We start from the raw sequence: 12,790 nt of genomic DNA, 5'->3' as shown, positions 1-12,790 counted from the left end.
GGCGGTCGCTTTACTCTCCCTCGCTAAACACGACATTTGGACCAGTGCCCCTGGCGGGTGACGTTGCGCGACGGTGCGAACGCCGCCTGTGCGGGCACTAGGTTTGGCGTGATCGTCCGACGAGTGTGGAGGACCCCTACCCGTGACTGTGAACCTCTCCGAGCAGCGACCCCAGGTCGCTCGCCCGGTTGCCGAGCCCGTCGTCCCCGCTCCCGTCTCCGCCCCCGTCCCGGCCCGTGCCCGGGTCCGGCGGATCGCGGTCGAGGTCGCCAAGTTCGGGGTCGTCGGCGGCAGCGGTGTCGCGGTCAACTTCGTCGTCTTCAACGCCCTGCTGCACGGTCTGAAGTGGGCCCCCATGACGGCGACGGTGCTCGCCAGCGTCATCGCCATGGGCACCAACTACATCGGCTTCCGCTTCTTCGCCTATCGGGACCGTGCCTCGCGCACGCGGCAGCAGATCGTGCTGTTCTTCGTGTTCAGCGGGATCGGCGTGGTGATGGAGAGCGTGCTGTTCTACGCCGGTTACCACGGCCTCGGTATGAACGGGCCGTTCGGCTCCAACGTGGCCAAGGCGCTGTCGATCGTGCTGGCGTCGGCGTTCCGCTTCCTCGTGTACCGCACCTGGGTCTTCCAGCACGAGGCGAAGCAGGGCCACGGAGCACGATGAGCGTCACCGCTGAGGACACCGGCGGAGCACGGGGAGCCGCACGGCGGCTCACGGGCCCCGGAGGGCCGCTCTCGGCCGCCAGGACGCCGCGCGGCGCCGCGGGCATGGCGCTGTGGGCGGTCATGGCGCTGTTCGTCGTCCTGATGCTGCTCGTGATCGTGCGGCTGCCCTGGGCGGGCGACCTCGGGATGCACGCGGCGACCGTGGAACGCCTGCGGCACCGGCTCACGGATCCCGGCAACCCGCTGGTCGACGAGAACACCCCGAGCCCGTACTACTCGCCGTGGACCGTCTTCCTCGGTGTGCTGGCCCGCCTCACCGGGCTGTCCGTCTGGGTCGTGCTGCGCATCGGCGCGCTGATCAGCCTGACGCTGCTGGTGACGGGCGTGTGGCGGTACGTCCGGGCGCTGACCGCCCACCGTCTCGCGCCGCCGCTCGCCCTGCTGTGCGTGGTGCTGCTGTGGGGCACCGAGGTGTTCAACTGGAGTGGCTTCCTCGGGCTCAACTCCCTGGCGCTGACGGTTGCCTACCCGAGCGTCTTCGCGCTGGGGCTCGCCTTCCACTTCTGGGCCCTGGTGACCCGGACGCTGAAGGGGGAGCCCGCGGGGTGGACCGCCTTCCTGGGGCTCGGTGTGCTGTGGGCGGTGATACTGCTCAGCCACCAGTTCACCGGCGTGGTGGCGACACTGGGGGCGCTCGCAACGGTGATCGGCGCGCGCGCCGGCCACCGGACCTGGCTGCGGCTCGGGGCGGGGATCCTGCTCGGCGTGGCGATCCTCGCGCTCTGGCCCTACTACGACTTCTTCGCACTGTTCCAGGTGGGCGGCCTGGAAGCCATTCACCGGCCGCTGTACCAGCATCTGTTCGCCCGGTTCTGCCTGGTGCTGGTCGGGGTGGCGGCGCTCGCCCTGCGGGCCAGGCGCGATCTGCGGGACCCACTCGTGGTGTTCTTCCTGCTCGGTGTGCTGATGTTCGCGGCGGGCGGGCTGAGCGGGCACTACTCCTGGGGGCGGGCACTGCCGTCCGTACTGATCCCCGCGCAGCTCGCGGCGGCCGTGGAGGTGGCCGGTGCGGCGCGCGGCACCCTGCGGACCGTGGGGGCGTGGGTGCTGACCGCGGCGCTCGCGATCGGCGCGTGGACACAGGTGCAGACCGTCGGCTACGTCGTCGGGCGCGGCGCCCTGCCCGCGGCGGTCGCCGAGAAGTACCGGACGCCGTGGGTCGGATACCACTGGATCACCCCGTGGGTGCGGTACGGGGACGTGGTGATGGTGCCGATGTATCCCGCGCGGCAGATCCCGGCGTACGGGGCGTACACCGTGGCGCCCGGGTATCCCGACTTCTTCCTGCCGGACGAGGCGAAGCGGGAGGCCGCGGTGCGGACGTACTTCGCGAAGGGCTCGTCGCGCGGCGCGCGGCTGGATGTCCTGCGGTCGTACGGCGTGCGCTGGGTGGTGCAGCGGCCGAAGGACGGCGGACTGCCGTCCGGGGACGGCGCGTTGAGGCGGGTGGCCTCGGGGCCGGGCGGCCAGGTGCTGTACCAGGTGGTGCGCTGACGAGGCCGGAACAGAGAAGAAACGATGGGGCGGACCGTTCGGTCCGCCCCATCGCCGTCAGCGCAGAACGCTGCGGACCAGCCGTGCCGCCTCGCGCACCCGCGGCCCCGCCACCCGGCGGACCAACGGGCCCACCCGGGCGGTGAGCCCCACCGGGCGCCACCGGATCTGGAGCCGGCCCGCTCCGCGGCCCTCCGGCTCCACCGTCATCTCGTGCGGCAGCGTGCCCACCTGGCTTGCCGTCAGGGCCCGGAAGGACAGCGGGGCGAGCAGCACGCCCGAGTTGGACAGGCCCTGCTGGTTCAGCCGCAACACCGGGTGGCGGACGCCCTCGAAGCCCTGCACGGGCAGCTGCGCCGCCCCGAGGTCCACGCGGACCTGCCCCTCGAAGACGCCGGGACGGACCGGGTCCAGACGGAACGCCGTCGCCAGCTGGCGACGGCCGGGGGTGACCACGACGCTCGCCCGCTGCGGACCCACGGGCAGTCGCAGACCGGGATCGTAGGTTCGGATCGCCAGGTCCACCGAGGCACCCGGTCCCGGCGTCACGGACGTGATCTCATGGCGGAACTGTGCGCTGGAGAAGGGCCGGTACTCCAGCTCCAGATCGGTGATGTCGAGTTCCCGGCGCGCCCAGGAGGAGGACGGGACCTGCCCGCCCCAGTAGGTGGCGCCCGAGTCGTCCGTCACCGTCTCCCGGGGGGCGACCCCGTGGCCCAGTCCCCGCGCCGCCAGCTGCGCCTCCGCCGGACGGCGGTCGCGCACCAGCTGGATCACCACCCGCTCCAGGCGCGGCAGCCGCGCGTACGCGGCGGGGTCCAGCGTCTCCAGATACGGCGTGACCAGGTCCGCGAACCCGGCCAGCCACTCCTCGTCGCGGTACGGGAGGTCACCCGCGTACATCCGGAAGTCGTGCTTGAGGAACTTGTAGTCCTTGTCCGCCCGGAGGGACTCATGGCCGCTCTCGGTCAGGAACGCGTCGATCAGCGTCTGCACATGGATGCGGTCGCGGACGTTGGAGAGCTTGTGCCGCTGGTTGGAGATCGACGCCGCCTCCGCCGCCACGAAGGGGGCTATGTACCAGCGGTAGACCGTCTGCGGGATGATCGTGAACGCGCGTGCCAGGCAGTACGACTGCGCCGAGAACAGCTGGTCCTCGTAGTGGATCCCCTCGGGGAAGCGCAGATCGTGCCGGTCCAGGAACTCCCGCCGGTACATCTTGCTCGTCGACAGGTGCTCGAAGAGCAGACCGGGTTCGGACTCGATGCCCTCGACCGTGCGCCGCTCGGCGACCAGGTGCGGCATCCAGGCCGAGCGCTGGCCGGTGTCGACGCGGATCCGCTCGACCGCGCCCATGGCGAAGTCGATGTCGCGCTCCCGGTGCGCGTTCAACAGCAACTCGACCGCGTCCTCGGGCAGTTCGTCGTCGCTGTCCAGGAACATCAGGAACGGTGCCCGGGCGATGTCGATGGCCCGGTTGCGGGGGGCGCTGCAGCCGCCGCTGTTCTCGGGCAGGCGCAGATAGCGCACCCGCTCGTCCTGGGCCTCCAGGCGGCGCGCCACCGACGGGGTGTCGTCCGTCGAGTGGTCGTCGCTGATGATCACCTCGATGTTGGTGTACGTCTGCCGCAGCAGCGAGGCCACGGCGCGAGGCAGGCGTTCCGCGTCGTTGTAGACGATGACCGTGATCGTCACATCGGGGGTACGGGTCGTCGTCACGCCGTCGCCTCCTCGGGGGTCGGGGCCGGGGTCCGTTCGTCCACCGGGACCACGGGCGGCAGCGACTCCTCGCGCTCGCCCAGGAAGACCCGGCGCACCACCCGCTCGGCGGCCCGGCCGTCGTCGAACTCGCAGAACCTGCGCCGGAAGGCGGTCAGCGCCTTGCTCGCGGCCTCGTCGCGCCATGCGTCCGTCTCGAAGACGGCCGCCAGCTCGTCCTGGGTGCGGGCCACCTGGCCCGGCGCCTCCGCCATCAGGTCGAAGTAGACGCCGCGGGTCTTCGCGTACGTCTCCCAGTCGTCGGCGTAGATCACGATCGGGCGGCCCAGATTGGCGTAGTCGAACATGATGGACGAGTAGTCCGTGACCAGGGCGTCCGCCGCCAGGCAGAGGTCCTCGACCGGGTCGTACGACGAGACGTCGATCACCCGGCCCGAGCGGCGCAGTCCGGCCAGCGGGGAGGCCGCGCCGCCGTAGAAGTAGTGGCCGCGGACCAGCAGGACCGTGTCCTGGCCGAGCCGCTCGGCGAGCGAGGCGAGGTCCAGGCGCGGCGTCCAGCCCGCCTCGTAGTCGCGGTGCGTGGGGGCGTACAGGATGGCCCGGCGGCCCGGGGCTATGCCCAGGCGCTCGCGTATCGCGCGGACGTCCTCGGCCGTGGCCGAGTAGAAGACGTCGTTACGGGGATAGCCGTAGTCCAGCGAGGTGTAGCGCGAGGGGTAGGCGCGCTCCCACATCCGGGTGGAGTGGCCGTTCGCGGAGACGCTGTAGTCCCACTTGTCTATGCGGGCCAGCAGCGCGTCGAAGTCCAGCCCCTTGGCGGCGGCCGGGTAGTCCACCTGGTCCAGGCCCATGCGCTTGAGCGGGGTGCCGTGGTGGGTCTGCACATGGACGGCGTCCGCGCGCTTGACCACCGCGTTGGGGAAGTTGACGTTGTTGACCAGGTACTTTGCCCTCGCCATGACGTCCCAGTAGCGGCGCGTGCCCGGGATGACGTGGTCGGTGCCCGGCGGCAGCAGCGCCGCCTTGCCCCGGGCGACCACCCACACCGGGTGGATGTGCGGGGCGAGTTCGGCGAGCTTCGCGGCGATGGCGGCCGGGTTGCAGGCCACGCCCCGGTCCCAGTACGCCGAGAACACGGCCAGCTGGGGGTCGACGGGCCCGCTCAGGGCGCGGCGGTAGCGGTGGTCGCGCAGTTTCGCGCCGACCTGCCGCTTGCCCGTGACGACCGCCGAGCGCACCTCGCGGCGCTTCTGGTTGGCGGCCTGGAAGACGCGGTACTTCGTGTACGCGTTCTCCTCCAGGAAGGCGTGGCGGACCCCCTCGAAGCCGGCCGGGCGCTGGTGGTGCTCCGGCCGCCACCGCACGGCGGCCTGGGAGGCACGGGCGAAGAACTCCCGCGCCTCGGCCTCCGGCATCCCGCTGCGGCTGAAGACACGCAGCAGATCGCGGACCATCAGGTCGTACAGGACCGCCCGGGGGCCCTCGGGCGCGCCGCGCCCGGCGAGCAGCCGGTGCAGCCGCTCGTACCGCTCCAGCGCCTGGTAGCGCTGTGCGGTGGTCACCGGCGGCAGGCTCTGCTCGCGCAGCTCCCGTACCTCGTAGGCCACCTCGTCGAGCGCGGCGATCTGCTCGGCGTGCAGCAGCACGGCGAGAGCGGTGTACGTCTCGTCGTCGCCGAACTCGGGGTCGGCCAGGTCGTCCCGGACGGCCTGGGAGCGCCAGAAGTCCGCGCGGATCATGCGGTTGCCCAGGACCGGGGCCGGCCAGAGCAGCTGCGGGAAGTCGGCGAGGGGGGCGGCGTGGCGGCCTGTTCGGGCCAGGAACCTGCCGTCCCCGCTGGAGGCGGCGGTGGTCTGCCAGGTGGAGCGGACGTGGTTGACGACCAGGATGTCCGCCGAGTCCGCCAGTTCGGCGGTGCGGTCGGCGACCGCCCGCAGGGCGCCGGCGGGCAGTCCGTCCTTGGCGTGCACGAAGTGCAGCCAGCGGCCGGTGGCCCGGTCGGCGCCCGCCGCCCGGGCGGCGCCGTCACTCGTGCCTTCCGGCAGCGGCAGCACCACCATCCTGGGGTCGTGGGCCGCGCGCTGCTCGGCCTGCTGCTTGGCCCACTCGCCCACGGTCGCGATGATCACCTCGGCCCCGGTGAAGGGCTGGGCGGTGAGGGAGTCCAGGAGTTCTCCCAGATGGCCCTGGGGATCCGGACCGTGGACGATGACGCTCAGCCCTGGTTGCACGTGGTCTCCTCGCTCTTCAGGCGCCCACGGCGGCACTGCTGCTGGTGGAACAACATGCACAAGGCGTATACGAGTCAGGTAAGAGGCATGTACGAGACATGAACAACCGCTGTCGTGTGCGCGCCCCATAGGGGAAGGATGCTATTTGGCGGCCGCCGGTTCCTTCTGCTGCGGCTTCGGGGCGTCCTTCGCCTTGTCGGCGCCGCCCGTGAACGCCTCGTAGGCCTCCAGGACTTCTCCGGTGGGGCCGTCCATCCGCAGCACGCCGCGCTCCAGCCACAGCACCCGGTCGCAGGTGTCACGGATCGACTTGTTGTTGTGGCTGACCAGGAAGACCGTACCGGCGTGCTGGCGCAGCTCCCGGATGCGTTCCTCGGAGCGCTTCTGGAAGGAGCGGTCACCGGTGGCGAGGGCCTCGTCGATCAGGAGCACGTCGTGGTCCTTGGCGGCGGCGATGGAGAAGCGCAGCCGGGCGGCCATGCCGGAGGAGTAGGTCCGCATCGGCAGGGTGATGAAGTCGCCCTTCTCGTTGATGCCGGAGAAGTCGACGATGTCCTGGTAGCGCTCCTTGACCTGCTCCCGGGACATGCCCATGGCGAGGCCACCGAGGTAGACGTTCCGCTCGCCGGTGAGGTCGTTCATCAGGGCCGCGTTCACACCGAGGAGGGAGGGCTGGCCGTTGGTGTAGATCCGGCCGTTCTCGACGGGCAGCAGTCCGGCGACGGCCTTGAGCAGGGTCGACTTGCCGGAGCCGTTGGTGCCGATGAGGCCGATGGCCTCGCCCTTGTACGCGGTGAAGGACACGTTCTTGACCGCGTGCACCCGGCGCACGCCCGCGGCCTGCTCCGTCTGCTTGCGGCGCACGATGCGGTTGAGCGCGGCGGTCGCGCTGCCGCGGCCGGCCCCCGTGCCGTTGACGCGGTAGACGATGTCGACGCCGTCGCAGACGACGGTCGGGACGAGCTGGTCGCTGATCGGGTTAGCCACGGCCGTAGGTCTCCTCAGCCTTCCAGAAGTAGATGAAGCCGCCGACACCGGCGAGCAGGGCCCAGCCCGTCGCCGCCGCCCACACGTGCGGGGGCAGCTGGTGCGCCTGGAAGCTGTCGATCAGCGCGTAGCGCATGAGGTCGATGTAGACGGCGGCCGGGTTGGTCTCCAGCGCGATCGTGACCGCGTGCGGCAGGTGGTCGCCCTGGGTCAGCTTGGAGATGCTCCACATCACGCCCGACACGTACATCCAGGTACGCAGGATGAACGGCATCAGCTGCGCGATGTCCGGCGTCTTCGCGCCCATCCGAGCCATGATCATCGAGACGCCGGCGTTGAACACGAACTGCAGCACCAGCGCCGGGATCGCCAGCAGCCACGAGGCCGCGACCGGCACGCCGAAGCAGAGCAGGATGACGATCAGGGCCGCCATCGAGAACAGCAGCTGCTGGAGCTGCTGGATGCAGAAGGCGATGGGCAGCGCGGCGCGCGGGAAGTGCAGGGCGCGCACCAGGCCCAGGTTGCCGGCGATCGCCCGGGTGCCCGTCATGATCGAGCTCTGCGTGAACGTCCAGATGAACACGCCTGTGACCAGGAACGGGATGTAGTCGGGCACACCGCGCTTGGTGCCGAGCAGCACGCCGAAGATGAAGTAGTAGACCGCCGCGTTCAGCAGCGGCGTCATGACCTGCCACATCTGGCCGAGCTTCGCCTCGCTGTACTGGGCGGTGAGCTTGGCCGTGGCGAAGGCCGTGATGAAGTGGCGGCGTGCCCACAGCTGGCGGACGTACTCGGGCAGGGAGGGACGGGCACCGCTGACCGAGAGGCCGTACCGGGCGGCGAGCTGCGCCGGCGTCTCGGCCGCTTCGGCTGCCGTGGGGGGCGGTGTGTGGAGAACCTGGCTCACATCCGCTGCTTTCGCTCGGGGGGTCGGTTGCGCGAACCGGTCGCAGTCTTCCGCCGTCTTGCCCCTTCTGGTAGCAATGCCCGGCTCTTCTCACTTTTCTTGCCGGGGTCTTGCTTTGTCCTTAGGACTCTTTTGCTTGTCTTGGGCCTTTGGACTGCTGGGCTTTACGTCGGGACGGGACCGTATCGTCGCAACGCGAGAGTAAGCCGTTGTGACGTCGGAACGCAACCGTTTCGTCGTCACGCCCTATGCTGGTCCGTATGACCACGAACGCCGACACTCCCCAGGTGCAACGGCGCCGCAGGGCGCCCGCGGGTGCGGCCGTGCTGCGCGAGGACGTGACGGAGGCCATTCGCCTGGCCGTCTTCGAGGAGCTGGCGGCCGCCGGCTACGCCCGGATGTCCATCGAGGGCATCGCGCGCCGGGCGGGTGTCGGCAAGACGGCGGTGTACCGCCGATGGCGCTCCAAGCTGCATCTGGTCCTCGACCTGGTCTCGGCGGTCGCGGTCCAGGGCCTGCCGGCTCCCGACACCGGATCCCTGGAGGGGGATCTGCGTCTGCTCTACGAGGTGACGTCACGCGCCCTGCGCCACCCGGTGGCCGGGCAGATCATCCCGGACCTCCAGGCGGAGGCGGCCCGTAACCCCGAGATCGCGGACGCCATGCAGAAGGCGCTGCGGGAGGGCCAGCAGAGCGTGGCGAGCGGCATCGTCGCGGCGGCCGTCGCCCGCGGCGAGATCAGCGAGGGCATCGACGAGGACCTCGCCCTGGACCTGATCTCGGGACCGCTGTACTGGCGAGCGGTGGTGGTACGGGGTCCGAAGCTGCCGAAGGGCTATCTGGCGGGGCTGGCCCGGGCCACCGCGGGGGCGCTGAAGGCGTTGTGAGCAGAGCCTGAAGCGCGGGGGCGCTCGGGTGGACCTGGCCGGCCCGGAGGCGCGGGCGGCGCTCGCGGACGCAGCCGAGGCGGCCGTGGTGGCGTACGCCGCGCACCCTGGCGCTGCTCGACACCCTGGAAGCCCACCGGGACCACCGCGGCTTCCGGCGGCGGAGTCGTTCCGGCCGAGCCGGCCGGACGCCGCCGCGCTGCCGCCCGGATCAGGACGGGTCGGCCTCCGGGGGGTCCGGGGACGCCAGCCGCCGGGCCAGGTCGCCGAGTTGGGGCGCGCGCAGGGTGCGGTCGCCGAAGCCCGGCAGGGGTACGTGCAGCGAGTCCGTCCATCGCTCGGGGAGGGCGTCCGGGCCGTACACCGCGCCGGCCAGGCCGCCGGTCACCGCGGCGACCGTGTCCGTGTCGCCGCCGAGGTCGATGGCGGCGCGTAGGGCGTCCTCGTACGACGTCGTGGTCCGCAGCGCCCAGACGGCGGAGCCGAGACACGGCCAGACCGCCCCGTTGAACTCCGTCGCCTGGTCCGGATGCCAGTGGGGGGCCAGGACGGCCGCGAAGCGGTCGCGATGGCCGGGGTGCACGGCCGCGAGGGTCTCCGGGAGCGCGGCGAGGGGGTCCTCGCCGGTGAGCGCCACCCGGATCAGCTCGTGGAAGACCGCCGTGCCCTCCCAGGCCGCCCGGTCCCCGTGGGTCAGTGCGGCGATCCGGCGGGCGGCGTCCATGGTGGCCTCGCGGCCCCGGGGCGCGAAGTGGACCGCCGAGGTGGTCGCGCGCATCAACGCGCCGTTGCCCGCCGCCCGTTGGTTCACCTGGAAGTGCATCGGCGCGGCGAGGTCCCAGGGGTCGCCGCTGGTGAGGACGGCCTCGGTCGCCAGTCCGATGTCCTTGGGGCCGCCCGCCGCCCAGCGCCGGAAGCGCTCGAAGACGTCCGGGAGCCGCAGGCCGCCGCACTCCAGCAGTGACTCCCCGAGGAGTACCGCCATCTGTGTGTCGTCGGTCGCCTCGCCCGGATCCCAGCCGCCGCCCCCGCACATCTCGCCGCCATGGCCCGGCCGGGGAAAGCGGGCCGAGAACGCGCCCTCGGGTCCGAACTCGAAGGGCGCGCCCAGCGCGTCACCCACGGCGGAGCCGAGGACGGCGGCGACCGCCCGCATGGTGGGGCTCGGGTGCGTCATGCGCTCTTCTCCGGAGCGCAGCCTCGGAGGATGTACGCGACCAGTTCGTCCAGGTCCTGGGTGCACACGTCGGGCGGCAGGGAGTCGCTCGCCGCAAGGGTGGCGTAGCCGTGCAGAGTGGAGAAGACCCCGATGCCCACGCGCTCCGGGGAGCCCTCGCGCACCTCGCCGCGACGCTGGGCGTCGACGATGAGGCCCATCATCTCCTCGGTCCACCGATGGGCCGCGGCACTCAGCTCCTCGGACGCCTCGGGGGTGTGCTTGATCGAGTACATCAGGTCGAGCAGCTCGGCGTTGGCGGTGGCGAAGTCCACGTACGCACGCGCCCCCGCCCTCAGGCGTTCGGCGAACGACTCGCCCGTCTCCCGCTGTGCCGTCGTCATCGCCTCGGCGAGCCGCCCGAAGCCGACCAGCGCGAGTGCGTCCAGCAGTGCCTGTTTGTCCTTGAAGTGGCGGCTCGGCGCCGCGTGGCTCACGCCGAGGTCGCGCGCGAGTTCGCGGAGGGACAGCGCGGCCGGTCCCTTCTCTCGGAGTGTCTCCTCGGCCCCGGTCAGCAGCGCGGCGCGGAGGTCTCCGTGGTGGTAACGGCGTCGAGTGTGCATGCCGTCAGTGTAGCCAGGATGTGGGCGTCGCCTACTTTGTTGTCGGCGTCACCATTGTTGTCGTTGACATCATTGTTGGCGGCGCCTACTTTGCCTGTATGCCCACGACTCAGAGCAAGAAGCAGACCAAATGGAACGCCGGTGACATCGCCGACCAGACCGGCCGCACCGTCGTCGTCACCGGCGCCAACAGCGGCATAGGCCTCGCCGCCGTCGACGCCCTCGCCCGGGCCGGCGCCCGTGTGGTGCTCGCCGTACGCGACCCGAAGCGCGGCGAGGCGGCGGTCGCCACCGTACGCGGCGCGAAGGGACATCTCGAGGTGCGCCGTCTCGATCTGGCCGACCTGGCGTCCGTGCGCGAGTTCGCCGACGGGTGGCAGGGTGACATCGACGTGCTCGTCAACAACGCCGGTGTCATGAACGTCCCGGAGGGCAGCACCAAAGACGGCTTCGAGACCCAGTTCGGCACCAACCATCTGGGTCACTTCGCCCTGACGAACCTGCTGCTGCCGTACGTCCGGGACCGCGTGGTCACCGTGTCATCGGGCATGCACCGGTATCCCGGCGCGCGCATCCACTTCGAGAACCTGAACCTGACCGGTGAGTACACCCCGATGGCGGCCTACGCGCAGTCCAAGCTGGCCAATCTGCTGTTCACCCTGGAGCTGCAGCGCCGTCTCACCGAGGCCGGCTCGCGCGTACGGGCCCTGGCCGCGCACCCGGGCTGGGCCTCGACCAACCTCCAGGGCCATGACGCCAACGCCCTGCGGCGGGTCGCGATGCAGATCGGCAACCGGCTGCTCGCCCAGGACGACAAGGGGGGCGCGCTGCCGACCCTGTACGCCGCGACCCGGGACCTGCCCGGCGCGAGCTATGTCGGCCCCGACGGCATGAGCGAGATGCGCGGCGCCCCGACCCTGGTCGGCCGCTCGCACGCGGCCAGTGACCCGGACGTGGCCCGGCGCCTGTGGACGGTGTCCGAGGAGCTGACCGGCGTCACGTTTCCGCAGCTCCCCGAACTGTCGCCGACCGTGGAGGCCTGAGCCTCCTACCGCCGCGCCGCCCCGGGATGCCTGCGGACCCAGCCCTCCCAGGCGGACGCGATCATGTCCTCCACGTCGTGCTTCGCCGTCCAGCCCAGCCGCTCGGCCGCGCGGTCGGCCGAGGCGACGACGCGGGCGGGGTCGCCGGGGCGGCGGGCGGTGACGGTCGGCGGGGTGTCGTAGCCCGTGATCGCGTTGATGCGGTCGATCATGTCGCGCACCGACACGCCCTCCCCGCGGCCGATGTTGAGGGTGAGGTCCGCGCCGGGGGCGGCCCGCAGCGCGCGAGCCGCCGCCACATGGGCCTCCGCGAGGTCGACCACATGGATGTAGTCGCGGACGCAGGTGCCGTCGGGGGTCGCGTAGTCGTCACCGAAGATGCGCGGTGCCGCGCTCTGCGTCAGCCGCTCGAAGACCATGGGGACGAGGTTGAAGACGCCGACGTCGGCGAGTTCGGGGGCCGCCGCGCCCGCCACGTTGAAGTAGCGCAGGGACGCCGTCGCAAGGCCCGTGGCGCGGTTCGTCGCGCGGACCAGCCACTCGCCCGCCAGCTTGGTCTCGCCGTACGGCGACATCGGGACGCACGGCGTGTCCTCCGTCACCAGATCGACGTCCGGCATGCCGTACACCGCGGCGGAGGAGGAGAACACGAAAGAGGGAACGCCGAACTCCGTCACCGCCTCCAGCAGGACGCGCAGGCCCTCCACGTTCTCGCGGTAGTAGTGCAGCGGCAGCTCGACCGACTCGCCCACCTGTTTCTTCGCCGCGAGGTGCACCACCCCGCTCACCATGTGCTCCGCCAGCGTGCGGCGCAGCAGTTCGCCGTCCAGCGTGGAGCCCACGACCAGCGGCACCTCCGCGGGCAGGCGCTCGGCGATACCCGTGGACAGGTCGTCGTACACCACGGCGCGTTCGCCCGCCGCGGTCATCGCGCGGACGACGTGCGCCCCGATGTAACCGGCGCCGCCGGTGATCAGCCAAGTCATGTCCGGCCGTCTCCTCGTCAGTTGGCCC

Annotated in this window: 11 protein-coding genes; 4 read left to right on the top strand and 7 right to left on the bottom strand. The window is 71.4% G+C overall.

The features are described from left to right. Positions 1–142: 142 nt before the first annotated feature. Both ACFY2Z_RS33965 and ACFY2Z_RS33960 read left to right on the top strand, forming a co-directional pair. Positions 143–667, top strand: a complete 525-nt coding sequence (locus tag ACFY2Z_RS33965) for a GtrA family protein (protein WP_390747891.1) — start codon at positions 143–145, stop codon at positions 665–667. A gap of 104 nt (positions 668–771) precedes the next feature. Further along, on the top strand, positions 772–2,223 hold the full coding sequence (locus ACFY2Z_RS33960) for a hypothetical protein (RefSeq protein WP_390747912.1): 1,452 nt from the start codon (positions 772–774) through the stop codon (positions 2,221–2,223). Between the two features lie 57 nt (positions 2,224–2,280). Here ACFY2Z_RS33960 and ACFY2Z_RS33955 read toward each other — a convergent pair whose 3' ends face one another. From ACFY2Z_RS33955 to ACFY2Z_RS33940, 4 genes are all read right to left on the bottom strand, one after another. Then, positions 2,281–3,942 (bottom strand): glycosyltransferase family 2 protein, encoded by a 1,662-nt coding sequence (locus ACFY2Z_RS33955; RefSeq protein WP_390747890.1) that lies wholly within the window; start codon positions 3,940–3,942, stop codon positions 2,281–2,283. Continuing rightward, positions 3,939–6,173 carry a CDP-glycerol glycerophosphotransferase family protein gene (locus tag ACFY2Z_RS33950; RefSeq protein ID WP_390747889.1) on the bottom strand — a complete coding sequence of 745 codons (2,235 nt, stop codon included), beginning with the start codon at positions 6,171–6,173 and terminating at the stop codon, positions 3,939–3,941. The genes ACFY2Z_RS33955 and ACFY2Z_RS33950 overlap by 4 nt, the downstream gene beginning before the upstream one ends. 141 nt (positions 6,174–6,314) lie before the next feature. Then, the gene (locus ACFY2Z_RS33945) at positions 6,315–7,160 is read right to left on the bottom strand and encodes an ABC transporter ATP-binding protein (RefSeq protein WP_390747888.1); all 846 of its coding nucleotides are present in this window, start codon (positions 7,158–7,160) and stop codon (positions 6,315–6,317) included. Beyond that, entirely contained in the window at positions 7,153–8,067 is a 915-nt protein-coding gene (locus ACFY2Z_RS33940; RefSeq protein ID WP_390747887.1) for an ABC transporter permease, read from the bottom strand. Before ACFY2Z_RS33940 ends, ACFY2Z_RS33945 begins: the two co-directional genes overlap by 8 nt. 260 nt (positions 8,068–8,327) lie before the next feature. Between ACFY2Z_RS33940 and ACFY2Z_RS33935 the strand changes: the two genes are divergently transcribed. Further along, positions 8,328–8,954: a TetR/AcrR family transcriptional regulator gene (locus tag ACFY2Z_RS33935; protein WP_388969480.1), complete on the top strand. Its 627-nt coding sequence runs from the start codon at positions 8,328–8,330 to the stop codon at positions 8,952–8,954. A gap of 211 nt (positions 8,955–9,165) precedes the next feature. Here the strand turns inward: ACFY2Z_RS33935 and ACFY2Z_RS33930 are convergent, their stop codons facing one another. Together ACFY2Z_RS33930 and ACFY2Z_RS33925 are read right to left on the bottom strand one after the other, a co-directional pair. After that, positions 9,166–10,131: an ADP-ribosylglycohydrolase family protein gene (locus tag ACFY2Z_RS33930; protein ID WP_390747886.1), complete on the bottom strand. Its 966-nt coding sequence runs from the start codon at positions 10,129–10,131 to the stop codon at positions 9,166–9,168. Further along, positions 10,128–10,733 carry a TetR/AcrR family transcriptional regulator gene (locus tag ACFY2Z_RS33925; RefSeq protein ID WP_390747885.1) on the bottom strand — a complete coding sequence of 202 codons (606 nt, stop codon included), beginning with the start codon at positions 10,731–10,733 and terminating at the stop codon, positions 10,128–10,130. The genes ACFY2Z_RS33930 and ACFY2Z_RS33925 overlap by 4 nt, the downstream gene beginning before the upstream one ends. Positions 10,734–10,831: 98 nt before the next feature. Here ACFY2Z_RS33925 and ACFY2Z_RS33920 point away from each other — a divergent pair, with 98 nt between their 5' ends. Then, a complete protein-coding gene (locus ACFY2Z_RS33920; RefSeq protein WP_390747884.1) occupies positions 10,832–11,776 on the top strand; it encodes an oxidoreductase in 945 nt (314 codons plus the stop codon). A gap of 5 nt (positions 11,777–11,781) precedes the next feature. On the opposite strand, the gene galE is transcribed toward ACFY2Z_RS33920, so the two are convergent. Beyond that, positions 11,782–12,762 (bottom strand): UDP-glucose 4-epimerase GalE, encoded by a 981-nt coding sequence (gene galE, locus ACFY2Z_RS33915; RefSeq protein ID WP_390747883.1) that lies wholly within the window; start codon positions 12,760–12,762, stop codon positions 11,782–11,784. Positions 12,763–12,790: the final 28 nt, after the last annotated feature.

Origin of the sequence: Streptomyces sp. NPDC001222 (genome assembly GCF_042896945.1) — a bacterium.
GTDB classification, from domain to species: Bacteria; Actinomycetota; Actinomycetes; order Streptomycetales; family Streptomycetaceae; genus Streptomyces; species Streptomyces gibsoniae.
This window is presented reverse-complemented; position numbering and strand designations above follow the sequence as displayed.

Coding starts and splice junctions, on each gene's coding strand:
- ACFY2Z_RS33960 (WP_390747912.1), top strand. CDS start 772: ATGGCGCTGTGGGCGGTCATGGCGCTGTTCGTCGTCCTGATGCTGCTC.
- ACFY2Z_RS33935 (WP_388969480.1), top strand. CDS start 8,328: ATGACCACGAACGCCGACACTCCCCAGGTGCAACGGCGCCGCAGGGCG.
- ACFY2Z_RS33930 (WP_390747886.1), bottom strand. CDS start 10,131: ATGACGCACCCGAGCCCCACCATGCGGGCGGTCGCCGCCGTCCTCGGC.
- ACFY2Z_RS33925 (WP_390747885.1), bottom strand. CDS start 10,733: ATGCACACTCGACGCCGTTACCACCACGGAGACCTCCGCGCCGCGCTG.
- ACFY2Z_RS33920 (WP_390747884.1), top strand. CDS start 10,832: ATGCCCACGACTCAGAGCAAGAAGCAGACCAAATGGAACGCCGGTGAC.
- galE (WP_390747883.1), bottom strand. CDS start 12,762: ATGACTTGGCTGATCACCGGCGGCGCCGGTTACATCGGGGCGCACGTC.